Annotated in this window: 27 protein-coding genes; 13 read left to right on the forward strand and 14 right to left on the reverse strand. The window is 69.8% G+C overall.

Going from position 1 to position 26,526, the window contains the following annotated elements; translation table 11 throughout:
* Position 1: 1 nt before the first annotated feature.
* The 4 genes from ACFVDP_RS08500 to ACFVDP_RS08515 all read left to right on the forward strand — a co-directional run bounded on the left by ACFVDP_RS08500 (position 2) and on the right by ACFVDP_RS08515 (position 2,953).
* The gene (locus tag ACFVDP_RS08500) at positions 2-850 is read left to right on the forward strand and encodes an STM4011 family radical SAM protein (protein WP_383485335.1); all 849 of its coding nucleotides are present in this window, start codon (positions 2-4) and stop codon (positions 848-850) included.
* Between the two features lie 9 nt (positions 851-859).
* A complete protein-coding gene (locus tag ACFVDP_RS08505; protein WP_383485338.1) occupies positions 860-1,243 on the forward strand; it encodes a hypothetical protein in 384 nt (127 codons plus the stop codon).
* 172 nt (positions 1,244-1,415) lie between these two features.
* Entirely contained in the window at positions 1,416-2,273 is an 858-nt protein-coding gene (locus ACFVDP_RS08510) for a MarR family transcriptional regulator (protein WP_383485340.1), read from the forward strand.
* Positions 2,274-2,422: 149 nt separating this feature from the next.
* Entirely contained in the window at positions 2,423-2,953 is a 531-nt protein-coding gene (locus ACFVDP_RS08515; RefSeq protein ID WP_383485343.1) for a hypothetical protein, read from the forward strand.
* On the opposite strand, the gene ACFVDP_RS08520 is transcribed toward ACFVDP_RS08515, so the two are convergent.
* The 8 genes from ACFVDP_RS08520 to ACFVDP_RS08555 form a co-directional block, all read right to left on the reverse strand.
* Positions 2,950-4,194 carry a hypothetical protein gene (locus ACFVDP_RS08520; RefSeq protein ID WP_383485346.1) on the reverse strand — a complete coding sequence of 415 codons (1,245 nt, stop codon included), beginning with the start codon at positions 4,192-4,194 and terminating at the stop codon, positions 2,950-2,952. The two genes, ACFVDP_RS08515 and ACFVDP_RS08520, sit on opposite strands and share 4 nt — an antisense overlap.
* Before the next feature lie 125 nt (positions 4,195-4,319).
* Complete coding sequence (locus ACFVDP_RS08525) at positions 4,320-4,892, reverse strand: GNAT family N-acetyltransferase (protein WP_383485349.1); 573 nt, start codon at positions 4,890-4,892, stop codon at positions 4,320-4,322.
* Positions 4,893-4,950: 58 nt separating this feature from the next.
* The gene (locus tag ACFVDP_RS08530; protein ID WP_383485352.1) at positions 4,951-6,870 is read right to left on the reverse strand and encodes a hypothetical protein; all 1,920 of its coding nucleotides are present in this window, start codon (positions 6,868-6,870) and stop codon (positions 4,951-4,953) included.
* 138 nt (positions 6,871-7,008) lie between these two features.
* Positions 7,009-7,860 carry a methyltransferase domain-containing protein gene (locus ACFVDP_RS08535; RefSeq protein WP_383485354.1) on the reverse strand — a complete coding sequence of 284 codons (852 nt, stop codon included), beginning with the start codon at positions 7,858-7,860 and terminating at the stop codon, positions 7,009-7,011.
* 411 nt (positions 7,861-8,271) lie between these two features.
* Entirely contained in the window at positions 8,272-9,597 is a 1,326-nt protein-coding gene (locus ACFVDP_RS08540) for a cation:dicarboxylate symporter family transporter (protein ID WP_383485357.1), read from the reverse strand.
* Between the two features lie 57 nt (positions 9,598-9,654).
* On the reverse strand, positions 9,655-10,551 hold the full coding sequence (locus ACFVDP_RS08545; RefSeq protein ID WP_383485360.1) for a hypothetical protein: 897 nt from the start codon (positions 10,549-10,551) through the stop codon (positions 9,655-9,657).
* Positions 10,544-11,410, reverse strand: a complete 867-nt coding sequence (locus ACFVDP_RS08550; protein WP_383485363.1) for an amidohydrolase family protein — start codon at positions 11,408-11,410, stop codon at positions 10,544-10,546. The genes ACFVDP_RS08545 and ACFVDP_RS08550 overlap by 8 nt, the downstream gene beginning before the upstream one ends.
* Positions 11,411-11,464: 54 nt before the next feature.
* The gene (locus ACFVDP_RS08555; RefSeq protein ID WP_383485366.1) at positions 11,465-12,487 is read right to left on the reverse strand and encodes an amidohydrolase family protein; all 1,023 of its coding nucleotides are present in this window, start codon (positions 12,485-12,487) and stop codon (positions 11,465-11,467) included.
* A gap of 267 nt (positions 12,488-12,754) precedes the next feature.
* Between ACFVDP_RS08555 and ACFVDP_RS08560 the strand changes: the two genes are divergently transcribed.
* A complete protein-coding gene (locus ACFVDP_RS08560) occupies positions 12,755-13,420 on the forward strand; it encodes a GntR family transcriptional regulator (RefSeq protein ID WP_383485369.1) in 666 nt (221 codons plus the stop codon).
* A gap of 90 nt (positions 13,421-13,510) precedes the next feature.
* Here the strand turns inward: ACFVDP_RS08560 and ACFVDP_RS08565 are convergent, their stop codons facing one another.
* Positions 13,511-14,701, reverse strand: coding sequence for an amidohydrolase family protein (locus ACFVDP_RS08565; protein WP_383485372.1), 1,191 nt, complete (start codon positions 14,699-14,701; stop codon positions 13,511-13,513).
* Between the two features lie 255 nt (positions 14,702-14,956).
* Here ACFVDP_RS08565 and ACFVDP_RS08570 point away from each other — a divergent pair, with 255 nt between their 5' ends.
* Together ACFVDP_RS08570 and ACFVDP_RS08575 are read left to right on the forward strand one after the other, a co-directional pair.
* The gene (locus ACFVDP_RS08570; protein WP_383485375.1) at positions 14,957-15,649 is read left to right on the forward strand and encodes a DUF2470 domain-containing protein; all 693 of its coding nucleotides are present in this window, start codon (positions 14,957-14,959) and stop codon (positions 15,647-15,649) included.
* A 13-nt stretch (positions 15,650-15,662) separates the two neighbouring features.
* Positions 15,663-16,496 carry a siderophore-interacting protein gene (locus ACFVDP_RS08575; RefSeq protein ID WP_383485378.1) on the forward strand — a complete coding sequence of 278 codons (834 nt, stop codon included), beginning with the start codon at positions 15,663-15,665 and terminating at the stop codon, positions 16,494-16,496.
* 91 nt (positions 16,497-16,587) lie between these two features.
* Here the strand turns inward: ACFVDP_RS08575 and ACFVDP_RS08580 are convergent, their stop codons facing one another.
* Positions 16,588-17,388: an ALF repeat-containing protein gene (locus tag ACFVDP_RS08580; RefSeq protein WP_383485381.1), complete on the reverse strand. Its 801-nt coding sequence runs from the start codon at positions 17,386-17,388 to the stop codon at positions 16,588-16,590.
* A 350-nt stretch (positions 17,389-17,738) separates the two neighbouring features.
* On the opposite strand from ACFVDP_RS08580, the gene ACFVDP_RS08585 reads away from it, so the two are divergent.
* Positions 17,739-18,206, forward strand: coding sequence for a hypothetical protein (locus tag ACFVDP_RS08585; RefSeq protein ID WP_383485384.1), 468 nt, complete (start codon positions 17,739-17,741; stop codon positions 18,204-18,206).
* 52 nt (positions 18,207-18,258) lie between these two features.
* On the opposite strand, the gene ACFVDP_RS08590 is transcribed toward ACFVDP_RS08585, so the two are convergent.
* Together ACFVDP_RS08590 and ACFVDP_RS08595 are read right to left on the reverse strand one after the other, a co-directional pair.
* On the reverse strand, positions 18,259-18,951 hold the full coding sequence (locus ACFVDP_RS08590) for a response regulator transcription factor (RefSeq protein ID WP_383485386.1): 693 nt from the start codon (positions 18,949-18,951) through the stop codon (positions 18,259-18,261).
* Entirely contained in the window at positions 18,948-20,147 is a 1,200-nt protein-coding gene (locus ACFVDP_RS08595; RefSeq protein WP_383485389.1) for a sensor histidine kinase, read from the reverse strand. The genes ACFVDP_RS08590 and ACFVDP_RS08595 overlap by 4 nt, the downstream gene beginning before the upstream one ends.
* A gap of 211 nt (positions 20,148-20,358) precedes the next feature.
* On the opposite strand from ACFVDP_RS08595, the gene ACFVDP_RS08600 reads away from it, so the two are divergent.
* A complete protein-coding gene (locus ACFVDP_RS08600; protein ID WP_383485392.1) occupies positions 20,359-21,531 on the forward strand; it encodes a glycosyltransferase family 4 protein in 1,173 nt (390 codons plus the stop codon).
* Positions 21,532-21,684: 153 nt separating this feature from the next.
* Positions 21,685-22,047: a hypothetical protein gene (locus ACFVDP_RS08605; RefSeq protein ID WP_383485395.1), complete on the forward strand. Its 363-nt coding sequence runs from the start codon at positions 21,685-21,687 to the stop codon at positions 22,045-22,047.
* A gap of 92 nt (positions 22,048-22,139) precedes the next feature.
* Here the strand turns inward: ACFVDP_RS08605 and ACFVDP_RS08610 are convergent, their stop codons facing one another.
* On the reverse strand, positions 22,140-23,066 hold the full coding sequence (locus ACFVDP_RS08610; RefSeq protein ID WP_383485398.1) for a polysaccharide deacetylase family protein: 927 nt from the start codon (positions 23,064-23,066) through the stop codon (positions 22,140-22,142).
* 316 nt (positions 23,067-23,382) lie between these two features.
* On the opposite strand from ACFVDP_RS08610, the gene ACFVDP_RS08615 reads away from it, so the two are divergent.
* The 3 genes from ACFVDP_RS08615 to ACFVDP_RS08625 all read left to right on the forward strand — a co-directional run bounded on the left by ACFVDP_RS08615 (position 23,383) and on the right by ACFVDP_RS08625 (position 25,186).
* Positions 23,383-24,039, forward strand: coding sequence for a class I SAM-dependent methyltransferase (locus tag ACFVDP_RS08615; RefSeq protein ID WP_383485401.1), 657 nt, complete (start codon positions 23,383-23,385; stop codon positions 24,037-24,039).
* A gap of 128 nt (positions 24,040-24,167) precedes the next feature.
* A complete protein-coding gene (locus ACFVDP_RS08620) occupies positions 24,168-24,599 on the forward strand; it encodes an Rrf2 family transcriptional regulator (RefSeq protein ID WP_383486050.1) in 432 nt (143 codons plus the stop codon).
* Positions 24,600-24,769: 170 nt separating this feature from the next.
* Positions 24,770-25,186, forward strand: a complete 417-nt coding sequence (locus ACFVDP_RS08625) for a nuclear transport factor 2 family protein (protein WP_383485404.1) — start codon at positions 24,770-24,772, stop codon at positions 25,184-25,186.
* A 366-nt stretch (positions 25,187-25,552) separates the two neighbouring features.
* Here ACFVDP_RS08625 and ACFVDP_RS08630 read toward each other — a convergent pair whose 3' ends face one another.
* Complete coding sequence (locus tag ACFVDP_RS08630) at positions 25,553-26,482, reverse strand: ion transporter (RefSeq protein WP_383485406.1); 930 nt, start codon at positions 26,480-26,482, stop codon at positions 25,553-25,555.
* Positions 26,483-26,526: the final 44 nt, after the last annotated feature.

The raw sequence follows: 26,526 nt of genomic DNA on the forward strand, positions 1-26,526 counted from the left end.
CATGGATCTGACACTGCTATATCGGGGCCCGCTGTCGTCGTGCGACTACGACTGTCCGTACTGCCCGTTCGCCAAGCGCCGCGACTCCACCGCGCAGTTGCGGGCGGACCGCGCGGCGCTGGAGCGGTTCACCGGATGGGCTGCCGACCAGCACGAGGACCGGCTGTCCGTTCTGTTCACGCCGTGGGGCGAGGGGCTGGTGCGGTCCTGGTACCGCAGGGCGATGGTCGAGCTCTCGCACCACGAGCACGTCGCGCGCGTCGCCATCCAGACCAATCTCAGCTGCCGCACGGAGTGGCTCGCCGAAGCCGACCTGGACACGCTGGCCCTGTGGTGCACGTTCCACCCGGGTCAGACGCCCTACGAGCGATTCCTCGGCAAGACGCAGGAGCTGGCGCGGCAGGGTGTGCGGTTCAGCGTCGGCGTGGTCGGCTTCCCGGAGCATCTGCCACAGGCCCGCGAACTGCGCAGGGCGCTGCCGTCCGAGGTGTACCTGTGGGTGAACGCGGCGGAGGGCCGCACGTACACGGACGAGGAGGCCGCGGCCTGGACGGCCGTCGACCCCCTCTTCCCGTACAGCAGGCACCCGCACCGCTCCGCCGGACTGCCCTGCCGCACCGGTTCCTCAGTCGTCTCGGTCGACGGCGAAGGCACGGTGCGCCGCTGCCACTTCGTCCCGGCCGAACTGGGCAACCTGTACGACGATTCCTGGCGTGCGGCGCTCGCGCCCCGGGCGTGCCCGCTGGCGGTCTGCGACTGCCACATCGGCTACGTCCATCTGGAGACGCTGCCGCTGTACGACGTCTTCGCGGGCGGGGTTCTGGAGCGGATACCGGCGACGCCGGAGTAGCGTTCCGGCATGAGCTCAGTGCCGCTCCGCTTCCCGCCGCATCCAGTCCGCGGCGTACAGGTGCTGCACCAGAAGCAGAACTGCGCGCCTCAGTTCGCGCAGATAGAGGTGGACTTCGAGCCCGCAGCCGAGGGCTTCACCTTCGAGGTGGCGTTGGAAGCGCCCGTGGACCACGAACCCTCCGAGGAACTGTCACGCTTCTTCGCGGCCGCCGCCGCGGGCATCAAGGAGCAGCTGAGCCTGCCCGAGCACCACATCGTGATCGCCGCTCGTGTGGTGCTGCGGCGCGCACGCGCCGACAGGTTCGGCTCCACCAACCTCGCGTTCAAGATCGCCGGCTTCCTCGCCGCCCGCCAGGCCCTGGAACGGGCGCAGTGCTTGCGTCCTTCGTGAACGACCGTCACAGCGCGTCCGACGCGGGCACGCCGCGTCGGCGGCTGGAGCGTTTCGTTCAGCTCATCGGATCGTTGGTCGGGTGTGTCGTCGGCTCATCCGCAGTGAGTCGCCGATGAGTTTCGGTGTGCCGGACGGTCCAAGTCGACACACCTCACAAAGGGAGAACCCGATGGGCACGACGCACTCGCATCCGACCACTCACATCGCCCGTCGCATGTTCGAGCTCCTGGAGCCGATCTGTCTGGTCACGTTCGTCGCCGACGAGTGCAACGAGGAACTGGCCGCGCTCGGCCATCGCACCTACTGGGACGGCTACTTCGCCAGCCGCGCCGCGCCACTGGGGCGGGTGCCGGCCCACGTCGTGCACGCCGCCTTCTACAACTTCGCCGACGGGGAAGCCGCACGGCACATCCCCAGCGCCTCGGAGACGATTCCACCCGAGGCCTCCGTCGCCGCGCGGGAGCGGGGCAGCGCGGCCTCCCTGCGGCGCATCCTCGGCGACGAGTTGGCCGGCTCCCCGGGCCTGGTGCGCGCCGCGGACCTGACGACCAAGGCCGCGACGAGTGCCCCCACCGAAGGCCGGGTGATGTACGCCGGCATGCGCACCCTTGAGGTACCCAGCGACCCCGTCGCCCGTCTGTGGCATTCGGCGACCATGCTGCGCGAGCACCGCGGCGACGGGCACATCGCCACTCTCGTCGGCGCGCGCATCGGCGGCACGGAGGCCCACGTGCTCTCCGCTCTGGACCAGGGCATCCACCCCCCGGAGTCGTTCGGACGCATCCATCACCTGCCGAAAGAGCGCCTGGCCGCGGTCATGGACGGCATGCGCGAACGTGGGCTCATCGACGCCGAGGGCCACTTCACCGAGGCCGGCCGTGCAACCAAACAACGCATCGAAACCCTCACCGACGAACTCGCCACCCCGCCCTACGAGGCCCTGTCCGCCGCCGAGCTCGACGAACTGATCACCGAACTGGAACCCATCACCGCGACCCTGGTGACCGCAGGCTCGCAGCCGGCATAGCAAAGCAGCGCGAAACGGATGGAGGTCTCGGCTCCGATGTCCGCTGTCATGCCGATCGAATCCGGACGGGGCTACGCCGCCCCCTGGCGTCCGCTCCGGCCAAAGGGGCTGGACGGGCCGGAAGACTCCCGCGGCAAAGGGATGACCTCGTGACCCGCACTCGAATCGCCGCCGCCCTGGCCGGTGCTCTCGCCCTGGCCGCGGCCCTGACCGGCGCAAGCAGTCTGGTCCACCAGCAGTGGGCCACTCCCCCGTCCCGGACAGAGGCCCTCACCACCTACAATCCCGACGACCCCGCAGAGGTCTCACAGACCGCCGACGACGTCTTCACCGCCACAGTCCTCGACGCCGAAGACCACCGCCGCATCAACGGACTCGACTGGAATATCCACCGGGTACGGGTCGCGGCCACCTACAAAGGCACCGTGCACGGCACCCTCGACATCGCCGTGGAGATCGGCCGCACCGACCTCGTCAGCGGCCACGCGTACGTGTTCGCCACCATCCCCTTCACCGACTCGCCCAACGTCCACGGCCAGATCGCCGAAACCACACCCCAACCCGCCACCAAGCAAGCCGTCCAGACGTGGCACCGGGCCGCCTCCCACCGACCAGAGTCGTCTGCGCCACCAGCGGTCCGCCGGGTCCAGGACCCCCAGGTCACCCATCCACGACCCTAACTGTGGTGAGCCTGGGCTCCGGTGGCCCGCAGCAGCCGGATTGCCGCGACCCGCTGGTGGCGCGGCCGGTCCTCGGCCAGGAGCTCGTGCAGCACCTCCTGCGGTATCCGGTCGGCCCACGGCAACAGGGCCGCGGTCGTCTGCCGGACCACCGCCGCCGACGGGTCGTCCAGGAGTGGTCGTACGTCGTCGACGCGCACCTCCTGAAGGGCCTGCAGCCCGGCAACCGCATAGGCGCGCACCCGAGCAACCGGGTGCGCGAGGAGCGTCCGGATCCGGTCCGCGTCCTCGCGTCCACCGCACTCGCCGAGACCCGCCGCGGCGGCGGGGTGGCTTGCGGGGTCGACGCAGAGCGAGCGGTAAAGCGGTGCCGGGTCGGTGCCGACCTGCCGCAGCACCCACCGGGCGCACGCCCGCACCACGGGGGACCGGTCGGTGAGGTAGGGCTCGGCGTCGGCGTGCCGCGCCGCACGGCGCAGTGCGGTCACCCCTGCGGAGCGGACCCGGGGCTGGCGGGAGGCGAGCAGCGGTGCCACGATCTCGGCGCCCTCGTCGAGGGCTGCCACGGCCGCGTCGGCGCACAGGTCCTGGACCACTACGTCACGGTGTCCGGCGGCGGTCCGGGCAAGTCGTACCGCAGGGAGCAGTCTCCGTTCGATGGCGACGCGGTGAGCGAGGCGGGCCGTGGCCCGGTCACCGCTGTCGAGCAGCGCCGTCGCCTGCTCGGGCGGCCCCGCACGCAGCGCCCCGGTCAGTAGATCCTGAGCGAAACCGCCTCGGGAGCGGTGGCCGACCCGCAGGATCAGCGGAGCATGCGCGGCCAGCCGCTGCGGGGGCGTGTCGGCCAGGAGGGCTCGGGCCCGTTCGCGTACCGGCTGCGCCCAGTCCGCGCAGCGGATGACCACTAGCGGAAGCAGTGCGGGCCGTTCCTCGGTATGGGCCAGCGCGGCCTCGCGGATGCGGCCGTCGCGGTGGCACAGGGCGAGGGCGAGTTCGGCGTCACCGGGCCTCCCGCGCCAGTTGACGGTGGGCAGCGACGCATCCGCGCCCCAGCTCAGCCGGCGCCCGGACAGTGAAGCCTTCGAGTGGAACAATTCCGGCCGCCGCCAGGCAAGTTCGCGCACTGCGCAGTCGAGCCCGATCCAGGACTCCGGGTTCGTCGCATCGAGCGCCTGGTCCGGGGCGACTCCGGCGGCGAGCCGCACGACGGCCTCATGCGACTCGTCTTCGCTGGTCAACATGGGTGAACCCTAGTCACTGTCCAGTCGACTTCGTCCCGTGTGGTGCATCGTTTCAGGTTCGGAGGCTGCGGGGGCCGCCGTCCGGTAGGTGTGCCTGTCGGCACTTCACGGCCGCCACCAGCGCGTCACAAACCCATGCCCGCGAGGCGCGCGTCCTGAGGGCCCGACGACGTGGCGGCAGGCCGCATGCCCAGCCACTGCTCAGCGCCCCAGGCCTCGAACCGTTCCACCTCGGTAAAGCCCAGCCTCGCCGCAAGACGCATCGAGGCAGCATTGGCGGACTGCGTGGTGAGCACCACCGGCTCGGCGGGCAGCTCGCCTGCGAGCCAGCCGAGCGCCGCCGTGCACGCCTCGGCGGCGTACCCAGCCCCCCACGCCCGGGGCAGGAACAGATAACCCAGATCCACCTTCCCCACCGCCGCCGGGCAACGATGCGCCGTTGACCTCCTCAGCAGAACCTGACCGATCATCGCTCCGTCGAGGTCCACGACGAAACTCCCGGGCCAGCCCTCAGGGACCGCGGAGACATCACGTTCGAGCTCCTCACGGGAGCGGGGGCCGCCGAGGTAGGTGTGCACCTCGGGTGAGGCGAGCAGCTCGATGAACGTCCCACGGTCACCCGCTTCCGCACCCCGCAGCACCAGCCTCCCGGTCCTGATCGGGGCCGGCGGCCAAGCAACAGATTCAAGATCAGCCATACCCGCCACCCAACCAGCACAGGCGGCAACCATCAACTATGAGGCGGGGCGGCGGTGTTCAGCGCAGGGCGGCCATGGCTGCCGCGGCCGCGGCCAGGATGCGGTACAGGACGGATACCGGGATCGACGGATTGGTGACCGCCTCGCACGCCGTGTCGCGGTTGTGCAGCAGCCCGGCAAGGACGCGGGCCGGCAGCCGCGGACTGCGCATCGCCGTCCCGCGGACGTGGGCCGCCGGGTCGTTCAGCAGCCGGACCGCGTCGGCCGGTGACAGCCGGGTGTCCTCGGCCGCGCGGTGGCGCACCTCGGCTTCCGGGTCGCGGGCGAGACGTGCGACGTCGACAGGCGTGGACTGCGGATCGTCGAGGGCCAGGCGGCGCATCCGGCCAGCGGGGTCGGCGGCGTGGCGCAGCAGGCCCGTACGGGGGAAGTTGGGGTGGCTGCGGGGGCGGTCAGGGTGACTGAAACTGCCGTCCCACCAGCGCCAGACCTCCAGCAGCATCTCGGCCGGCGCGTCGTCGCACGATTCGGCGAGGAACAGGCGGACCGTCCGGTCCTCGTCCCGCGCCAGACGCTCCACGACGTCCGGTGGAAGATGCCGGGCACGGGCCACGCTTCGGCGGATGAGCGGATGGGACGACGCGGCGAGGCGCCGCATCGCGTCGGCGTCACCGTGCAGGCCCTCGACCCAAGGCAGAGCGAGCGACATCGACGTCGGGTCGAAGTCGTAGCGCACTGCGGAGCGCTGCTCCTCGGTGAGGTCGGGCCGCAGTGCCACCGTCGAGCGGATGTCGCCGTACGGGTCCTCCGCCAGGACGGCGACGCCGTGTGCGCTGAGGCGCGGGTTGGCGGCCAGCGCTCGGCGTACCTCCGCGTCCTCGTCCCGGACCAGCTCAGCCTCCAACTCGGGCGAGAGGCTGCACTGTTCGAGCGCGAGCCGGGGCGCGGGCAGCGCGGCAAAGACGTCGCGAGGCATGGGCACGCCGTTGTGGTGGGCGAGCAGCGCCGTCGTACGTACCGCGTCGTCGGTGTCGGCCAGCAGTCGCGCCCGCAGAGGGGCGGAGAGGTCCTCCCACCGGGCGCAGACGGTCGCCCGCACCTGGGGATCGGCGTCGGCCGCGAGGCCGGGGAGGTGGTGTGCGGGGAGTCCAGGGAGTTCGGCGGCCTGGGCGCGGGACGGGCCGGCGAGGAGGCCGTCGTAAAGGTCTCCGGGGAGTTGGACGCCCCAGGCGCGGGCACGCTCGGCCCAGCGCACGCGCCGGCTCGACGACGGTTCGGCGCGGATCAGGCGTAGCCACTGATCGGACGTGAGCTTGGGCCGGAAGGTGTCCGCGGGCTGTGAGCGCACTTGCGGATCGGGGTGTGCCACGGCGGCGTCGAGTACGGCGGGCCGGTCGCAGCCGTGCAGGAAGCCCGTCTCCACGTCCAGCAGCCGGATCAGCAGTTCGTCCGGCGCGGCCGGATTGGATCCGACCCGTTCCGCCCAGTGCAGAGGCCATGTCGGCCGGCCGGGCATCGCCGCCCACACCTCGGCGCGCTCGACCTCAGTCTCGCGACCAGCGGCTGCGGCGGCCTCTTCCAGCCGCTCCGGCAGTCGGTCGAGGGCCGTCACGCGGGGCCCGTCCGCGCCGGGCACCTCCGCCAGCAGCACCTGCCCGTCGAGGGAGAGCGCCACGAACCCGGGGTCGCCGGTCAGCCCCGGCACGCCGTCGCCGGCGTGGCGGACCCGGGTCCACCAGGAGTCGTTGCCGCCGATCCGATGTCCGAGGACGGCCACGAGGAACTCGCCGTCGGCATCCGCGAGGCGGCGCCACCACGCGGCGTCGAGCGCTTCCCGCACCGCGCCGGCCGGCGCCGCGATCCCCCGCGCGATCCGCCAGCCGGCCTCCGGCGGGAACAGGCTGCCCGGGCGCATGTCCTCGACGACCGTGAGTCCGGCGCACGGGAGCAGTTCATGGAGTCTGTCTCGGTGTGGCACGCGGTCATGATCCCCTCCGACTCGCGGTGCGACAAGGCCCTCAACCCCTGCACAACGGCCCCTCACGCGCATACCCGTCCTCGCCCGCGATGGTGTTTCGGCACCCGTCGGTCAGCAGGCTCTTGCGCCCACTCGTGGTCACCGGGGCAGGTAGGAGGTGGCCAGCACGGAGACAGTGACCCGATCGGGCAGGGGACCGTCGCCGTTCAGGTCTGCGCGGTTCACGTGGCGAGCGCTGGGCGTCATCGTCACCAGGTCCAGGGCATCCGCCGCGGTCAGGGTCGCGTGGTACTCCACCTGTTCGGTGACACCGGCCTTGAAGTAGGGGTCCAGCACCCGGTGGAGGCGCTGTTCCTTGGCCGGGTCGATCGTGACCATCGCGGGCAACCGGCCGCGCAGCTCTGCCAGATGCCGCCCGGTGGGACGGACCACGATCAGCCGGCCGGTGGGACGCAGTACGCGATGGAACTCGGCCGGGTTGCGCGGGGCGAACACGTTCAGCACGACGTCGGCCACCCCGTCGGCCAGCGGGAAGGGCCGGAAGACGTCCCAGGCCACCGCGGCGGCTCGGCCGTGGGCACGAGCTGCCGAGCGCAGCGCGCGCCCCGATGTGTCCATTCCCAGGCCGCGGGCGCCGGGCAGCTGGTCGAGTACTCCGGCCAGGTAGTAGCCCGTACCGCACCCCACGTCCACCACGGTGGCCCGATCGGACACCGCATCGGCTGCCAGGCGGGCCGCGGCGTTCCGAACGTCCGCGTAGGTGCCCGTGGACAGGAACCGGTCCCGGGCCCGGACCATGGCCGCGTCGTCGCCGCTGGTGGCGCGGGCGCCGGTCAGCAGCCCGGCGTAGCCGTGGCGGGCGATGTCGAAGGTGTGACCTACCGGGCAGCGCAGTGCGCCGCGGTCGGGGTGCAGGTGACGTGCGCGGCACGTTGGGCAGCGCAGCAGATCGAGGGAGAGTTCGAGGGCAGAGGGAAGCGACATGGGCACGAGGCACTCCTGGCCAGGGTGAAGGAATGAGACCGTGCCTGCACGCGCGCTCGACGCGTCACTGCCTCAGGGAGGACGGGAGACAGTGCGGGGAACGCAGTTCGCGCGGAGGCACGCCAAGGAGGGCGGCGCCGTCCGGCGCCGCCCTCATCGTCTTCCGGTCACAGGAAGCAGCAGTGCGGGATGCTCATGAATGCCACGTCATGAGTCTACGAGGATCAGCGGCGCCTCTCATGCGTGGGGGTGGCCACCACGGGCTGTACTTGGCGCCAATTGCCGCCGGTGCTGGGTCAGCTCGGGCCGTCCGGGCCGAACGGCCCAGCACCGATTCACCGAGTGGAGTCGGGGCTCGGGTGTGGGGAGCCGCCACTGTCTGGACCTCGACGAGCTCGGCGTGCGCAGCATGTGCTGCTAGGCGGCAGCCCGGTATCCGGCGTCGAGTTCCGTGCGCAGTCGGTCTCGGTCGATCGCCTTCTCCCACTTGCCGACGACGAGGGTGGCCACGCAGTTTCCCGCGATGTTGGTGAAGACGAAGGCCGCCGAGAGGATGCTGTGCACCCCGAGGACCAGGGCGATGCTGCTGACGGGGATCGTATGGGTCGCACTGAGCGTCAGCGCCAGTACGGCGATGGCCGACCCGGACACTCCGGCGCCGCCCTTGGAGGTGAGCAGCAGTACCAGCAGGAGGCCGAGCTGAGCCGTCCAGCTCAGGTCCGTTCCGGTGGCCTGGCCGAGGAAGACGCTCACCGCGGCGAAGTAGAGGCAGGTGCCGTCGTGGTTGAAGCTGTAGGCCGTGGGCAGGACGAGTCCCACCACGGGTTCGTCCACACCGAGGTTCTTCAACTTGGCCGTGAGCTGAGGGAACACGCTCTCCGACGAACTGGTGCCGAGCACCAGGACCAGTTCCGCCCGGAAATAGCGCAGAAGCTTCAGCAGGCTCACTCCCGCGTACCGCGACACCGGCCACAGGACCAGCACGAAGAACAGCACCACGATCAGATAGAACACCGCCACCAGCCGGCCGAGTGAGAGCAGGGTTCCCAGTCCGTACTCGGACACCGTGTAGCCGATGGCGCCGAACGCGGCCAGCGGGGCGATGCGCATCACCTTGCGGATGATCCAGAAGAGCGCCTGCTGCACCGTCGACACGATGTCGAGCACCGGTTTCGCCTTCTCCCCCACGGAAGCCAGGCCGCAGGCGAAGAGCACGGAGAAGACCAGGATCTGCAGGATGCTGCTCTCGGCGAAGGCCTGTACCGCGGAGGTCGGTACCAGGCCGACGAGGAAGTCGTCGAAGCCCTCCGACTTCGCCGGTGCGGTCGCGGAGGAACTGGCGTGCAGGGACGACGGATCGATGTGCATGCCCGATCCCGGCTTGAGCACGTTGACCACGACGAGACCGATCACGAGCGCGATCGTGGTGATGACCTCGAAGTACACCAGGGACCGGATCGCGATGCGGCCGACCTTGCCCAGGTCACGCACGCTGGCTATGCCGTGCGTGACCGTGCAGAAGATGATCAGGCCGACGACCATCTGGATCAGGTGGATGAAGATGTCACCGAGGAACTGCACATGCTGTCCGACCGAGGGCAGCAGCGCGCCGACGAGCACACCGACGGCGACTCCGGCGAGCACCTGGAAGGCCAGGTCCCGGTAGAACGGCGGACGTTGTTTTCCGTCCTGGGCCGACGTGCCCGTCTCTGCGGGGGCGTCCGTGGAAGTGGTGTCGCTCATCGTCCGGTTTCTCCGTTGAATGTCCGGTGCCGACAGGGGAGTCGAGGGCCGTGCGGATCAGTCCGCGTCGTTTCCGAGCACCTCCCTTGCCGGGCCGAAGACCTCTTCCGGGCTGAGCCGCCGAGGCAGCAGTTCCTGGGCGAGGCAGGCGTCGATCACCGCTTCGACGGGCTCCCGCAGTCGTTCGAACCCGAAGATCGTGGGGTGCGGCCTGCCGTCGGGGTGCTTCACGGAGGCGTCCGCGCGCCGCAGCAGCGCGTATCCCTCGCGGACGGCGGAGGCGTTCTCGCGACACGTCGAAGCGGCCACTGCCACCATGTGGTTGATCGGCATGAAGCCGTGCCGCCGCCACCACTGTTCGTCGCGGGCGGCGGCGTCGGGGAAGACGGGTACGAACTCCTCGCCCTCGGGCAGGTCGTTGCCGAGGACGGCGGCGTCGACAAGCCCCTCGCGCAGCATGTCGGGGAGCGCCGCGCTGTGCGGATCGTGTGTGACGAACGCCGGGTCGGTGTATTCGGCGACGTGCGCACCCTCGCGGGTGATCCAGTGCACGTCCTGGGCCGCGAGGCCGTAGTCCTCGGCGAGATGGGCCCGCACCCACATTCCGGTGGTCTGCGTGAAGGACCGCACGCCGATGCGCTTTCCCTTGAGGTCCTCGGGCCGCACGGGGCGTGCGGCGTGGGCGATGAGGCAACCGCGCTGGAAGCGGGCGGCCACCACGGCGGGCAGCAGTACCACGGGACGGCCGTACGCGATGGCCTGCAAGGCGGTCACGATGGCCAACTCGCAGAGGTCGTAGGCCTCTTCGCGCACCATCGGCGCGAACGCCCGGTGGATGGGCGAGACAGGGAGGAAGTCAAGTCGCACCCGCGTACTGTCGACGTCGCGGTTCTTCAGCGGGGCCGTGTGAGGGTGGTCGCCCAGGACGGTGCGGAGCACGGGGAGTTCAGCCACGACGTCCTCCCAGCGGCTTGACGGGGGTGTAGAACGCGGCGGTCGCCCCGCCGAAGATCAGTTCCTGGTCGGCCTCCGGCAGACCCGAAGCCGCCTCTCGTGCCTGTGCCAGGAGATCGGCCGGTGTGCCCGCGGCCGCGGGGAAGTTGGAACCCCACGCGATGCGCTTCGCCCCGTACGCTGCGACCAGGTCCGCCAGGAACTCGGCGGGGTCGGACGCGCCCTGCGCCGCCGCGGCCAGCGCCCGGTGCGTGAGCTTGAGGTGCACACCGGGGTGGGCGGCCATGGCGAACAGGTCCTCGGCGTGCCGATAGGGCGGGCCGTCGGACAGGTCGGGGCGGGCGCAATGGTCCAGCAGTACCCGCACTCCGGGGAACCGCTCCAGCAGCCCCCGGAGCGCGGGCAGCCCCTGGATCGTCATCTGCAGGCAGACCGGTATGCCCTGCTCCTCGGCGTGGGCCCAGGCGGGATAGGAGTCCTCATGGCCCAGCCAGTCCGCCTGGCCGGGCATCGTGGTACCGGTCGTGAACAGCCGGAATCCGGAGAGGCCTTCGGCCTGCCAGTGCCTGATGCGGTCGACGGCGTCCGGCGCCAGGGCATCGATCGAGTACACGCCGATGAACCGGTCGGGGTGGGCCCGCACCGCCTCGACGACGTAGCGGTTGTCGTGGCCGTACACCGTCGAGGCCTGCACCACCACCGCCCTGGCGATCCCGGCGTCGTCCAGTGCCCGTACGAGCCCGTCGATGTCCACGGGGCGGGCCTGCGACCATTCCGACCGGCGCCCGCCGATCGGGGCGGGCGGGAAGCGCTCGGTATCGGCCGAGATGACGTGGGTGTGATTGTCGATCACCAACATGAAAGTGCCATGTCCTTTGCGATTGCTGTGGAGCTGCCGTGCTGGGCGTGCGAGTCAGAGGCCGGCCTCGCGCAGGCGCGCGTCGAGCCGGGGGTAGACGGTGCGGGCGTTGCCCTCCTCGATCGCCGCGAGGTCCGCGGGCGGGAGACCGGCCTGCTCGACGTAGCGGCGGGTGTCGTCGAAGTGGTGACCGGTGTCCGGGTCGACGCCACGTACTGCCCCGATCATTTCGGAGGCGAAGAGCACGTTGGCGTGCGGTATCACCTTGAGCAGCAGGTCGATGCCCGGCTGGTGGTAGACACACGTGTCGAAGAAGACGTTGTTCAGCAGATGCTCGGCCGGTTCCGGTCTGCCGAGTGCCTGCGCCAGACCGCGGAAGCGTCCCCAGTGGTAGGGCACCGCACCGCCCCCGTGCGGAATGACCAGCCGCAGGGTGGGGAAGTCGGCGAACAGGTCTCCCTGGATCAGCTGCATGACGGTGGTGGTGTCCGCATTGAGGTAATGCGCACCGGTGGTGTGGAACGCGGGATTCTCGCTGGTGCTCACGTGGACCATGACCGGCACGTCGAGTTCGACGATCTTCTCGTAGAGCGGGTACCAGGATCGGTCGGTCAGCGGCGGCGCGGTCCAGTGGCCGCCGGAGGGATCGGGATTGAGGTTGACCGCGACGGCGCCCAGCTCCTCGACCGCGCGGGTCAGCTCGGGTAGGCAGGACGCCGGGTCGGCGCCGGGTGACTGCGGCAGCATCGCGGCGGGAGCGAACCGGTCGGGGAACAACTCGGCGACGCGGGCGCACAGGTCGTTGCAGATCCGGGCCCAGGCCGCCGAGACGGGAAAGTCGCCGATGTGATGTGCCATGAACGAGGCGCGCGGAGAGAAGACGGTCAGGTCGATGCCGCGCTCGTCCATCTGACGCAGCTGATTGGCCTCGATGGTCTCCCGGATCTCGTCGTCGCCGATCCGCAGCTCCGCGGCCCGAGGCATCTCACCGCCGGTCAGGGCTCGAATCTGACGCTCGCGCCACTCCCCCAGCGCTGGTGGCGCGGTCGTGTAGTGGCCGTGGCAATCGATGATCAACGGGGTCTCCTTCGCTCGGCTGTCGACTCCGCGAGGCTCGGAGTGGGCACGAAGCGGGACGCTAATCGGCTGCCGCAACCATGGTCAATGATTTTGGTGACAATATTTTCAGCAATCTTGCCGAAGGTTTGGCGGACCTCCCTGCCGAGACCGTAGATTTGCAAAATGTTTGCTGAAAATATCGCTGATGATAGGGTTCGACACCGCGTCGACGATCCGCGCACAGGATTCCGGCGGACGGATCCGTGAGAGAGGGACCAGCAGCAGGTGACCAGCACGCAGATCAAAGGGGCGGCCGCGCGGCTTCACGTCAGCACGCACATCCGCCAAGCCCTATGGGCCGGCGACCTGTTGCCGGGGCAGCGGCTCGTGGTGCAGGACCTGGCCGACGAGCTGGGGGTGACCCGCAGCTCCGTGCGCGAAGCCCTCTTCGACCTGGCCTCCGACGACTTGGTGGAGCTGGTTCCCAACCGCGGCGCCAGCGTGAGGGTGGTCTCCGTCGACGAGGCCATCCAGATCACCGAGTGCCGCTCCGTGCTGGAGCGCTTGTGCGCGCGCAAAGCGGCCGAGCACGCGACCGAGGCGCAGCGCGCCGAACTGACGGGGCTCGGTGAACAGTTGCGCACGGCGGTGGCCGAGGAGGACTTCCACACCTACTCCGCGCTCAACCGCAAGCTGCACGACCTCATCATCGACTTCAGCGGCCAGGTCATCGCCAAGCGTCAGCTCGAGCGACTCAACGTGCAGATGGTGCGCTTCCAGTTCCGCCTCGCACTCCGGTCCGGGCGTCCGCAGGAGTCACTGCCTCAGCTTCTGTCCATCATCGACGCGATCACCGCCGGCCGTCCCGACGCCGCCGACGCGGCTGCCGAAGCTCAACTGGCCAGCGTGATCGAGCAACTGCGCATGACCGAAAGGCTGCCGCTGGCCTGAGCGCGCCCTCGCGGTGATTCCTCGCCATGGCGAGGAATCACCGTGTCCGGGGCCGACGATCCCTGGCCCCGGACAACCCGCCGATCCTGCCTACGCGTTGCTCCCTGGCCGGTAGTGCCTGCCCGCCGCGACAACGGTCATCACGGATTTCAGCGCATTCAGATCGGCGAGTGGATCACCCTCGACCACGAGGAGATCAGCGCTGTAGCCGGGGGTGAGCTGGCCCGTCTCCGTTCCGACGCCCAGGGCCTGTGCGGCTTCCGTGGTCGCCAGCGCCAGGACGCGCTCCTTCGGCAGTCCCAGGTGCTCGTAGAAGGTCAGGCTGGACGCCAGACCGCCGAAGCCCGCACGCTGCACACCCGCATCCGTACCGGCGATCAGCCGTACGCCCGCCTGCGCCATCTGCCGGACGGCAGCGACCATGGCCTCAGCGCGCTCGGCCCCGAAGAACTTCGGCAGCATCGGCCAGTGCGGGCTGATCGTCGGGCAGACGAAGATGCCCTTCTCGACGATCTCGGCGAGCACGTCAGGACGAACCTCGATGCCGTCCGCAGTCATCCACGTGCAGTGCTCGATCGTGTCGACGCCCACCTCGACCGCGGCCGCGATTCCGTCCACGCCGTGCGCGTGCGCAGCCACCGGAAGCCCAGCACCGTGCGCCTCGTCGACCAGTACCGCCAGATCCTCGAGGGAGAACTGGGATTCCCAGCTGTCGGCGCCGCCCTTGGTGAGTCCGCCTCCCGTCTCCATGACCTTGATGACCTGGGCGCCGGCCGTGACGTTGCGCCGCACGAGGGCGCGCACCTCCTCGGCTCCCGAGACCTCTCCCCCGAGGAACCAGCAGTGCCCTCCGAGCGGCGTGACCGGCGTCGCCGCCGAAACGATGCGCGGGCCAGGAGCCCGGCCCGCGGCCACGGCCCCGGCCAGGCGCAGCGCCAGACCGTTCCGGTCGCCGAGGTCACGTGCCGTGGTGATCCCGGCGCCGAGGAGTTGCTCGGCATGGGCCTTCATGTCGGTGAAGAGCGCGTCGTCGTCCTGGGCTTGGAGTGTGGGGACCGGATCGGGGCCCGCATCGAAACACAGGTGGACGTGGCTGTCGATCAGGCCCGGCAGTACGGTCCCGGAGGGGTGGGAAAGTCGGGGCTCGCCGGGCCTGGCCTGTCGCTGGACCTCTTCCCGCGGGCCGACACAGGCGATTCTGTCGTCGCGCACGAGGACCGCACCATCAGCGATGACGTGCCGGTCGGCTCCGGCCAGGACGCGGGCGGCAGTGATGAGCATGGCGAGGGCTCCCTTTCGCTTGGAGTGCACTTGGAGCGCATTGAAGTACCGAGCAGGCTCCGGTCGTCCGCTCCATCAACACAGAACAGGGACTGAACTCCGGGGCAGCCTCGCCCATCGATGCCCGCCGAGGCAACGACGAACACGCAGGCTGCGCCCCCGGCCAAATGGTCCCACCCTGACGAGCGACGCCCCGGGGTGTCCTCGCCGCTCACGCTTAAGTAAGGTGAGCCTTACCTAATTCGAGGAGTGGAGATGGTCTACCCAGTGACGCCTCCGGAGCCCACCGACGCCGAACGTGCCCGGACGATTCTGGCCGCCGCCGATTCCCTGGCGCTGAGCGTGACCAGCGGTGGCCTCCGGTACGAGTGCGTGGCGCTGCACACCGTCGACGCGGCGTCCCGCCTCCTGCTGCTCGACCCCGTGGATCCCGGCCTCACCGCCGAACTCGCCGCCGCTCCCGGCTCCGGCCTCGCAGCCTTCGCGGAGTTCACCGACATCGCGCCGGTCGCCGTGCGGGACCGGGTGCGCGCCCGCCTCGCGCTCAGCGGCCGGCTCGCCTCGGCCGGGCCCGACACCCTGGTCTTCCGGCCCGCGCGGGCCGCGCTCTCCGTGGACGACACAGTGCGCACCGTCGACGCCGCGGCACTCGGCGCGGCGACCCCGGACCCGCTGGCCAGGTGCGAGGCGGAACTGCTCGACCACCTCGACACCGGCCACGCCGACATCCTCGTCCAACTCACCGACCTGGTACGGCACGGCGACCTGTCCGGCATCGACCGGATCCGGCCCGTCGGCCTCGACCGCAAGGGGCTCGTGCTCCGCCTGGAGCGGACCGGCGGCGCCATCGAGGACGTACGCCTCGGGTTCTTGACGGAGGCTCAGGGTCCGTACGACGTGGGGCTCCGCATCCAGGAACTGCTCGACCCCGCCACCGCACGGCATTGAGGAGGAACCGGCCATGCCCCGCGGAAACCTCGCGTCGACCCGGACCAAGCCCGAGACACAGGGCCCGTTGCGGCTCCACGTCGTGCGGCGCGAGCGGCTCTCGCCCCATTTCCTGCGTGTCACCCTCGGCGGCGGCGACATCGACCTCTTCCGGCCGATGGGTTACGACCAGTGGTTCCGCCTCTTCCTCCCGGCTCCCGAGGGCACAGCGGCCTCGCTCGACCGGGTGCCCGAGCGGCTGACCACCGTCAGCTACCTCAAGCTCGTCACCGCCCCCAAGGGATCCCGGCCCGTCCTGCGCAACTACACGGTGCGCGCCCACCGCCCGCGCGGGCCGAAAGGCCCGGAGTTGGACGTCGACTTCGTGCTGCACGGCCACGAGGACGGCGCGGCTCCCGGCCCCGCCGCGACCTGGGCCGAGAACTGCTCCGCCGGGGACGAAGTCGTCCTCGTCGACGAAGGCATCGGTTTCCACGCGCCGGACGGAGTACGCCAGGTCGTGCTCGCCGCCGACGAGTCGGGGCTGCCCGCTCTCGCCGGGGTACTGGCCTCGCTGCCCGCGGACACCACCGGCACGGCCGTCGTCGAGGTGCCGACGCCCGAGGACCGGCAGAAACTGATCGCGCCGAGCGGTGTCGAGGTCGTCTGGGTCGATCGCGGCGTCACCGGTCCACCGGTGCCGGGAGCGGCGGCACTGGCCCGCGCCCGCGAACTCCCTCTCCCTGACGGTCCGTTCTACGGCTGGGTGGTCGGCGAGTCCGGCCTCGCCACCGGCCTGCGCCGCCACTGGGTGGCGCAGGGCGTACCGAAGGACCACATCATGTTCTGCGGCTACTGGAGGCACTGACCGCCCGAGCCGTGCCCGGTCGGAGCGTGCCGCGGGCCCGCCCCGACCGTGCCCGGTCGGGGCGGGCCCCAGTCAGGTTCGTGGCGGGTGCTCAGCCGTCGATCTCGTACTGGCCGACCGTCCGGAAGTGCCGGAGGGCTTCCGGGCTGCCGTCGTCGAGGACCGCCTGGATCGCGTCGAACATGGCGTCGCTGATGTTCGGGTCCGTGAGCATGTGAACGATGTACACGGAGTCGTCCTCCGCCTGCGCGAGCCGGTACCCGGTCCACCGGAAGTCGCTCAGGGCTTCGGCGGTGTTGGCGTCGAGGGCGGCGTTGGCCTCGGCCATCACCCTCTTGTCACCGTTCTGCGTGGCCACGTAGAGGTTGCGGGCCACGGCCACCGAGTCGTCCTCGGCCTGGGCCCGGGCGTACCCCGTCTCCAGGAAGGCGCGCAGTACTTCCGGGGTGTTGGCGTCGAGGGCCGTGTTGGCGTCCTTGATCACCCTCTTGTCACCGTTCTGGGAGGCCACGACGAGGATATGTGCGACCTCGACGGCGTCGTCCTCGGCCTGGGCGAGGCGACATCCCGTCTTCAGGAAGGCACGCATGTCGTCGGCGGTACCGCTCAGCGCCTCGTTGGCCTCGCGCAGCACTCCCCTCCCCGCGTTGTCGTCCGTGAGGATGTCCTGAATCGCGGTCCTGACTTGGTCGTCCGTCAGCTCGTCGACCGGGGTCCCTGTGTCGGACGAGATGTCCGGGCAGGCCGTAGCGGGATGGGGTATGACGGGCGTGGTGGCGGCGACGGGCGTGACCGACGGGGAAGTGTCGGCGGCGAGGGCCGGCGTGGTGAAGAGCAGAGTGGGCGTCAGAACGGTCGCGGCGACCAGCATCGCGGCGCGGGACGGTCTCATGTACGTGCCTCCGGGCTCGGTTGATCGATCGGTATGAAGCATCCACTTGCCCGGTGCACGAATCAACACGGTTCCCGCCGACGGCGTCATCGCGTCGTCGTTGCTCCGGTGGGGGGCCAGACCCACGGGCGCGAGCCCTCCCCCAACCGACGGGCCTCAACATGCGGGCCACCTCGTGCCTGAGCCGGCGGGCGGGTGGCGAAGCTCTGAGTTCGCTCAATCTTCGAAGCCGCCGGGCGCCGGGAGGCGATCTTCGTGCTTCGATCCCTGCACCACGTGGATCCAGGGGGGACTCCACGGCTCGACGCGGCACCGGCGCTCCGCGGCGGCTCCGCCAGAAAGGTGCGGTCATGATCCGACGCACGGCCATCACCGCTCTGCTCGTGCTGTCCGCCACCGCTTGCACCTCGGTCGAGACGGGAAGCAGCGGCATCGCGACACCGGACACCTCCACATCCTCGTCCGTGACAGCCTCGTCGGACGGCGGGGGCGTCAGGACATCGGCCTGGTTCCGGGACCAGATGGACGGCCAGCAGAAGAACTTGCTGCTGCCGGTCACCTCCGGCGCCGAGGAGACCACCCTGGGCCCCATCTCACCGTCCTCGACCGCGTACACGTTGCTCGCTGAGTGCGAGGGCAGCGGCTCGGTGCGCATCGACACGGATCCCGCGGAAAAGCCGGAGAAGGTCCGGTGCGGAGTGCCCACGCTGGGTGTGGTTCTCGTCGACAGGCGCGGCTACCAGACAGTCACCATCACACCGTCCGACGGCGTCAAGAAGTGGACCATCGCCATCCTCGACGGCTTACACAGCGCCTGAACCACCCGCCGTCCTCGGACCCGCACACTGCTCGCGACGAGGAATCGGTCCCTCACTCAGTCCTGTCCCCCGCCCGCACCAGTCCCAACTCATAGGCCGCGATCACGGCCTGTGCCCGGTCCCGTAGTTCCAGTTTCGCGAACAGTCTGTTGATGTGGGTCTTCACGGTGTGATCCGTGATGGTGAGGCGGCTCGCGATCTCGGCGTTGGACAGGCCCCGTGCGATCAGGATGAGGACCTCTGCTTCACGCGTGGTGAGTTCACCGGCGCAGTGGACGGGGAGCCGCGACGCTCGCGCGTGGACGAACTCGCCGATGACTCGCTTGGTGATCTCGGGTGAGAGCAGTGCGTTCCCGGCTGCCACCACGCGTACGGCATGGAGCAGTTCGGGAAAGGTGGCGTCCTTGAGGAGAAAGCCGGCCGCCCCGGCGGCGAGCGCGTCGTAGACGTACTCGTCGAGTCCGAAGGTCGTCAGCATCAGGACCTTCGTCGCGCCTCCGGAGCCGGACAGGATCTCGCGGGCGGCTTCGATGCCGTTCTTGTGCGGCATCCGGATGTCGAGGAGCGCGAGATCGGGCCGGGTCTCGGCGGCGACGCGTACCGCTTCCACACCGTCCGCGGCCTCGCCCACGATCTCGATGTCCTCCTGAGTGTTGAGGAGGTTCACGAAGGCGGTGCGGACGACCGCCTGGTCGTCAGCGACGAGTGTTTTGATCACGCTCGACTGCTCCTCTACGCCGATCATCCGGTCCCCCAGGGCAGCTCCGCCTGCACCAGGAATCCTCCGTCCGGGCCCGCGCCCGTGCTGAGCCGGCCGCCGACCAGGGCCGCCCGCTCCCGCATCCCGGTCAGACCGTGGCCCGCTCCGGCCCCGGGAGCAGGGCTCGGGCCCGGTCCGTCGTCGTGGATGCGCAGGGTGAGCAGTCGGTCGGCGCCGTAGTCGACCTCCACCACGGTACGTGCACCGGGAGCGTGCTTCCGCGCGTTGGTCAGCGACTCCTGGGCGATGCGGTACGCGGACAGCTCCCAGGCGGCCGGGAGTTGCTCGCGGCTGCCGGTGACCTTCAGCTCGGCCGTGCCGCCCACCGCACGATGCTGTTCCACCAGATCGGCGAGATGGTCGAGCGTCGGCTGCGGCCCGGTGAGAAGCGTCGCGTCTTCCTGCGGGGTGCGCAGGACGCCCAGGAGACGGCGCAGTTCGGCCATCGCGGAGCGTGCGGTGGTGGCGATCTGCTGGAATCCGTCCTGTGCGTCCACGGTGAGTCCTGGAGTGGCATAGGTGGCGCTCTCGGCCTGGACAGCGATCATCGACACCGAATGCGAGACGATGTCGTGCAGCTCTCGGGCGATGGCGGCCCGCTCGGCCTCGGCGGCCTGCTGGCGTTCCATCGCGATCAACTGGCTCTGGGCCAGGTTCCGTTCATGGCGGCTCTGATCGCGGGAGCGTACCGCGTCCCCCATCATCACGGCTCCGAAGATGACCACGGTCAGCAGGAACGACTCGGTGAACAGGCTGAGTGAGTCCATCTGCCACAGTGGCGGTACCGGCAGGTCCATCTGTGACCAGGTGCGGATGTGCACCAGGTTCACCCCCACGGCCCCCAGCGTCCCGCCCGCGACGATCACGGCGGGGTGGCGTACCCGGTGGCGGCCCAGGGTGTAGAAGCCGATCAGCCCGCTCACCATGATCGAGACGTACAGACTGACGTCCCCGGCGAACCCCAGCAGTCCGGCCGCGACCGTCACCACTCCTACGGGCGGGAAGGATCGCCGCCACATCAGCGAGGCGGCGGAGACGACGACCCCGATCGTGGTGGTCACCGATCCCGGATAGACGATCAGCTCCGCCACGGCGCCGGCGGTCAACGCACCGCCGGTGACCCAGGGGTAGGCGGGTGAGGCGATCCAGGCGCGGAATCGCTGTTGAAGGGACGTACTCATCCGTCCATGATCGGTGCCCGCGCGGGTGTGCGCGTCGCCGCACAGGTTGAGTCCGGGGCCGGATGTCATGCCACGGGTTGAGTTCCATGTGCGGAGTCCCGGTTGACGCGGTCCGGCCTGCGGATATCTACCGTCGATGGACATGACGAAGCGTCTTGAACGGTCCGTACAACACATTCCGCGTCCATGCCATGAGGGAGAAGGCCCTCGTATGACGCACAGCTCCCGCCCTCGTACGCTGATCGTCACCAATGACTTTCCGCCCCGCCAGGGCGGCATCGAGACGTTCGTCCGTGAACTGGCCGACCGTTTCCCGCCCGATGAGGTGGTCGTCTTCACCTCGGCCCCCAGCCCGGCCGCGGCGGGTACGACACCCGACGATCCTTTTCCGTACCCGGTGATCCGCCACCGGGGACACACCCTCCTGCCCACACCTCGGGCCACCGCACACGCCGCATCCGTGGCCCGCCGATACGGCTGCGACCGGGTGTGGTTCGGCGCGGCGGCGCCGCTCGGCCTGATGGCGAGCCGACTGCGGCGGACGACGGACATCCATACGGCCGTCGCCACCACCCACGGTCACGAAGTGTGGTGGGCCCGTACCCCAGGGTCCCGATCCCTGCTGCGCCGGATCGGCACGGAGGTCGACGCCCTTACCTGGCTGGGCGCGAGCACCCGCCGGCCGATCGAGGCGGCCCTCGGTTCCGGGGCTCGCACGGCACGGCTGGTCCCGGGCGTGGACACCGCCGTCTTCCATCCCCGGCTGGACGGCAGCTCGGTGCGGGCCCGCTACGGTCTGGGTCGCCGCCCGGTGATCCTGTGCGCGGCGCGTCTCATCCCGCGCAAGGGCCAGGACACCCTGATCAGGGCGCTGCCGTGGATCCGCAGGGCGGTCCCGGACGCCGTACTCCTCCTGGTCGGCGACGGCCCCTACGCCTCGGAACTACGCCAACTCGCTCTGCACGAGGGTGTCTTGGATTCGGTCGTGTTCGCGGGCGGCCACCCGCATCACGCTCTGCCCTCCTTCTACGCCGCTGCCGACGCCTTCGCCATGCCCTGCCGAACCCGCAGGCGCGGCCTGGAGGTGGAGGGCCTGGGCATCGTCTACCTGGAGGCCGCCGCGTCCGGACTCCCTGTCGTGGCGGGCGACTCGGGCGGCGCCCCCGACGCGGTACGCGACGGCGAGAGCGGCCATGTCGTCGACGGGCGCTCGGTGGCCGCGACGGCGGACCGCCTGACGAGACTCCTCCGCAATCCTGAACTCGCCCGTGCGATGGGCGCCAAGGGCCGCCACTGGGTCCGAACGGAATGGACCTGGGACCGCTCCTACGCGACTCTGTCGGGGCTGCTCGAATCAGCGGGAGCAGCAAGAGCAGCCGGGTGAGCGAGGACAAGCCGTACTCGAGAATGATCTGCGCCATGACGGCCGGTACGCGCTCAACGGCACGTACTGCAGCGGCGAGTTGGGCGCCCCAGTCCTAGACTTCTCCCCTCGCACGTTCGGACGCAACGCTCGGCCTGAACAGGGGGCAACGCGATGGAATGGACGAAGCTGTGGCTCCGGGAGCCCGAGGAACAGGACTTCCCGGCAGCGGCCGACTACCTCGGCCTCCTTCTCGAACCCGGCGAGGTGAAACACATCGTCGAAGCCCTGCGCACCGCCCCCGACGGCACGAAGAAGGCCAAGGACATCATGCGGGCCTCGGCCCTGCCACTGCTGCCGTCCGACAACGTCCACGTCAAACACAACATGCACAAGGTCAGGTCCGGCAAGAAACTCTCCCCGGTGCTCCTGGTCCGCGGCACTCCGCTGGTCATTGCCGACGGCTACCACCGGGTCTGCGCCGCCTACCACTTGACGGAGGACCTGGTCGTGCCCTGCCGGATCGTCGGCCGCTGACCCACGACACGGCTCCCGCAAGGCGGGTGCTCTCGGCGATGTGCGAACGGCCCCGGGCGGTGAGCGGGAGGTACGGGACCCGATGCCTCACTTCACTGCCTGTGCCGATCCGGCAGACCCAGCGCGTGGACGCTTCGGGACGGGGGCTGGATGTAGTCCTCCAGGCGCGCCACGGCGAACCCCTGCCGCTGAATGATCCTGAGGAGGCTGGCGAACATCTGTGTCATCGTGGCGCCCTTGAGTTCAGAGGGCCCACGGAAGTGGGCGAGGATGATGTCGCCGGGATGCAGTTTTTTGTCGGGGAGCTGGTAGTCGATGCTGCGGATCTGCATGGTCTCCCGCCACCACACGATCGCCCGGGGACCGCACTCCCCCACTACGGCCTTCGTGGCCGCGTCGTACGCGCCGTAGGGCGGACGGAACAGCAGCGGTGCGGTGCCGTACTCCTCGGTGAGGATCTTCTGGTCGCCGCACACTTCCTCCTTCTGGCGCGCCGCCGTGAGGGTGCTCATCACAGGGTGATGCAGGGTGTGGTTCTGAACGTGGTTGCCCAGCGCCTGCAGCTGCCGGAAGTAGCCGTAGTCGGACTTGATGACGTCATTCATCAGGAACATCGTGATCGGGATCTTCAGGTCACGCAGCATCGTGACGAACCTGGGGTCCTTCTCCAGTCCGTCGTCGACGGTGATGAAGACGACTTTCTGTGAGGTCGGAATGCGCATGAAGACCGGGACCGGCCCTGTGGCGGAGAGCTTCACCGGCTTGTCGGCCGGGGGCGCCGGGGCGGCCGGCAGCGGCCTCTCGCCCCACTTGCGCCAGTCCGCGGGGCCGGCGGCACGAGGCTCGCTGGTGGTGGCGCCACCACTTGCGGCCGGCCGGGAGCCGAGAGCGCCTCGGCCGGGTTCGCTTCCGCCGCTCGCGCCACACCCACTGACCGCCAGCGCCACGGCAACCCCCGTCGCCGCCACGCCGAGTGCTCCTCGCCTCTGCTGTCGCTCCATCCTCTTGTAGCGCTTCATCGCGCAGGCTCCCCCCATGGTCGATACAGGTGCCTCTTGTCCGTCGAAGAGGCGTCCCGCGCTCGTGTCGGCGCCCCCCTCCCCTGCGGCCTTCCATCGTGGTGTGCGCGCGGGTCGCGTCACGTCGGGCTGACCGTCCTCTTACGGGATTCGTACGCTGCCCCGCGTGTGATCGCCACGGCGCGCCGGACGGATGCGAGCAATCGCGCCTCGGCGCTGCTTCTGCTCAGTAATCGCGCAAGCCCCGTCCGGACCGCGGGCGATCTCTGTTCCCGGACAGAGTGCGCAAGCCGCAGCGAGTTGATGGACTGAGGCGATGAAGCTCCTGTCGTCTCGTGCTCTGCGCGCTCTTGAACGGTTCAACTCCGCTTATCCCTGGGATCACAACGCCCACTACCATCGCTGGATCCTGCGGCAGTTGCCGAGACGCTCCGACCGCGTCCTGGACGTCGGTTCCGGCAGCGGTGATCTCGCACGGCTCTTGGCCGGACGAGCCGACGCTGTGCAGGCCGTCGATTCCGATCCGGTCATCACCTCCCAGGCCCGGAAGTTGACGCCTTCCAGGCTCCCGGTCACCTTCACCGCCGCGGATGCAATGACCGGGATTCCCGACGGCCCCTACGACGCCATCACGTGCGTCGCCACGATCCACCACCTGCCGTTCACCCAGGCACTCACCCGTTTCCGCCGCCACCTGGCCCCGGGAGGCACCCTGGTGATCGTCGGCCTGTCTCGCGCCCAGACCCCTGTGGACCACCTGCTCGGCGCTGTCGCCATTCCGGCCAACGCCGCCATGGGCTGGCTGAAGAACAAGGGCCGCCCGGCACAGCGGCCCGTCTCCATGACGGCCCCGACTCGCCCGGCGGACATGACCTTTGACGACATCACCCGTGAAGCCGAAGACGTCCTCCCCGGCGTACGGCTGCGGCGACGGCTGTTCTGGCGCTACACGCTCGTATGGAATCAGCCCTGAACGGCTCGTGGCTTCCTCGACCCAGCGCGGTCCGGCACCGCCCGGCCAGCCCCGGAGCACTTGCCGCACGCCGTCGTAACAACTATCGTTACGACCAGATTCGAGGAGCAAAGGAGGTGGAGTCCGACGTGAGCGCCAACAGCAGACTGACCGTCGCGGCGCATGCCCTGACATGGATCGGGCTGTATCAGCGCCGCGGCCACGAGGTCGCCACCTCCGAGCAGATCGCGGCGAGCGTCAACACCAACCCGGTGGTGATCCGCCGCCTGCTGGCCACGCTGAGCAAGGCCGGCCTGACCGAATCGCGGCGGGGAGCGGGGGCGGGCTGGATGCTCACGCAGGACCTGGCGGCGATCACCCTTCTCGATGTCTACCAGGCGATCGAGCCGGGCCCGATCTTCGCCCTGCATCGCTCGACGCCGGATCCCGAGTGCGTCGTGGGTCACGGCATCGGGCCTGCCATGACCGCCGTGTACGACGACGTGGAGGCCGCCCTGCACAGGGAGCTGGCCAGAACCACGCTGGAGGACGTACTGCGGGACGTCCTGAAAGCCGCCTGACTCCGGACCGCCAACTCCCCCTGATCCAGGGGGATCACCTTCTACGCCCGTTGATGTAACCAGCTTAGTTACCTCCGGAAATCGGAGAGCCTCCGGACGAACTCCTCGCCGCTTTTCCGCACGGCGATCGGCACACCTCACCCGAACGAAAAAACATAAGGACAAGGACGATGGCAACAGACACTCACACCTCGCGGATCGTGGCCGAGAAGTTCGTGGAGCGCCTCGGCAGGCAGGACCCCGCCGGGATCCAGGATTTGTTCGCCGAGGAGATCGACTGGCACGTCCCGGGCAGTCACGCGCTGCCCTGGACCGGGCGCCGCACCCGCCGGGAGGAGGTCGCGCCCTACTTCACCACGATGTGGCCGCACTTCGCGCAGGGCAGGAGCAAGGTCGCGCGGGAGCGCGTCATCGTCGACGGTGGTGACGTGGTGCTGCTGGCGGTCTTCACACACACCGCCGCGGCCACCGGCAAGGAGTTCACCACACCGGCGGCCATGCACCTGCTGGTCGAGAACGGCCGGATCGTTCGCATGCACCTGTACGAGGACACGCTGACCGTCGAGGAGGCGTTCAACGCCGGCTGAGCGCCTCCGGCGAGTGCGGGCTCATCAGCTCTCCCGCGCCAGAGCCCCGTCAGTGCGTCCAGCAAACCGGGCACCGCCGCTTGGAGAGCCGTCCGGCGGAGACGGTGGCCGCGGGACGGGCGGCGTCACCCCCACGCTGCTCGTCGGTGTCGGCGCGACCGTTTGGAGCGACACCGCGATCTTCCCCGTCTTCTCCGTACTCGCGGCGCTCCTTCTGCCTCTCCGCCGTGGTCGTCGAACGTGCACTGGGGCGCCGTCGGCGGAGTCCTGAGACAGCGACGGCGGCCGAAGCGCGCCGGACGAGCAAGGTCGACCTCGACTGACCGCCCCCTTGATGGGCGGTGTGACCTGCGCATCGCCGTCGGACTACGTGTTTCCGGGCGGGGCGGACGCCGCCCTCTCCACACCGGTCGCAAGGGGTAGGGGGATGCGGTTCAGGCTCTCTTCCAGCTCGTTGAGGGCTCTGCGCGCCGTGTCGATGCGGGTGCGCAGTTCCTCCTCGACGTACGCGGGCTCCGGTGCGGCGGCGGGAGGTGTCTGTTCAGCGAGCTCGTCCTCCATGGCGCGGGCCTCGTCCAGGGACGTGATGACGACGCCGATGAGGACGTTGACCAGGACGAAGGAGGCGATGAGGACGTACGAGGTGTAGTAGAGGATGCTCCAGCGGGAGATCTCCAGGCCCGCGCGGACCGCGTCGCCGAGACCGTCGAGCGTCATGAGCAGGAAAAGGGTCAGCACGGCGCGGCCGATCGACCCGAAGTGCTCGGGGTCGTCGTCGGCGAAGAACGCCCAGCCCACCATCGCGTACACGTACAGCAGCAGTCCGCCCACGAGCAGGAAGCTGACCGTGCCGGGCAGGCTGCGGCCCACCGCGACGAGCACGATGCGCAGTTGGGGCAGGAAGCGGGCGGCGCGCAGCACTCGCGCCAGGCGCAGCAGACGCAGCACCGTGGCGTTCTCGCGCACCGCGGGGAGAAACACGCAGGCCACGACGATCAGGTCGAACACGTTCCACGGGTCGCGGAAGAAGTCCCCCGGCCGGTCGGCGTGGGCGGCGAGCCGCAGAAGGATCTCGGCGGTGAAGACCACCAGGAATCCGTGCTCGATCAGCTTGAGTTCGTCGTCGAAACGGTCGATGACCCCGCTGTACGTCTCGACGCCGAGTACGGCGGCGTTCGCGAGGATCAGGACGAAGACCGTGACGGCGAACCAGCGGGCCTCGGTGACGGCACGGCAGCGCGCGGCGAGGGAGGTCTGCCAGGAGGGCTCTGATAAGCGAATCGGGTTGCTGCTCACGGGAAGTGGATCTTACGGGCTCTAGCGGGCTGTCGCTTTCCGGC

Origin of the sequence: Streptomyces sp. NPDC057694 (assembly GCF_042799415.1) — a bacterium.
Classification (GTDB): Bacteria; Actinomycetota; Actinomycetes; order Streptomycetales; family Streptomycetaceae; genus Streptomyces.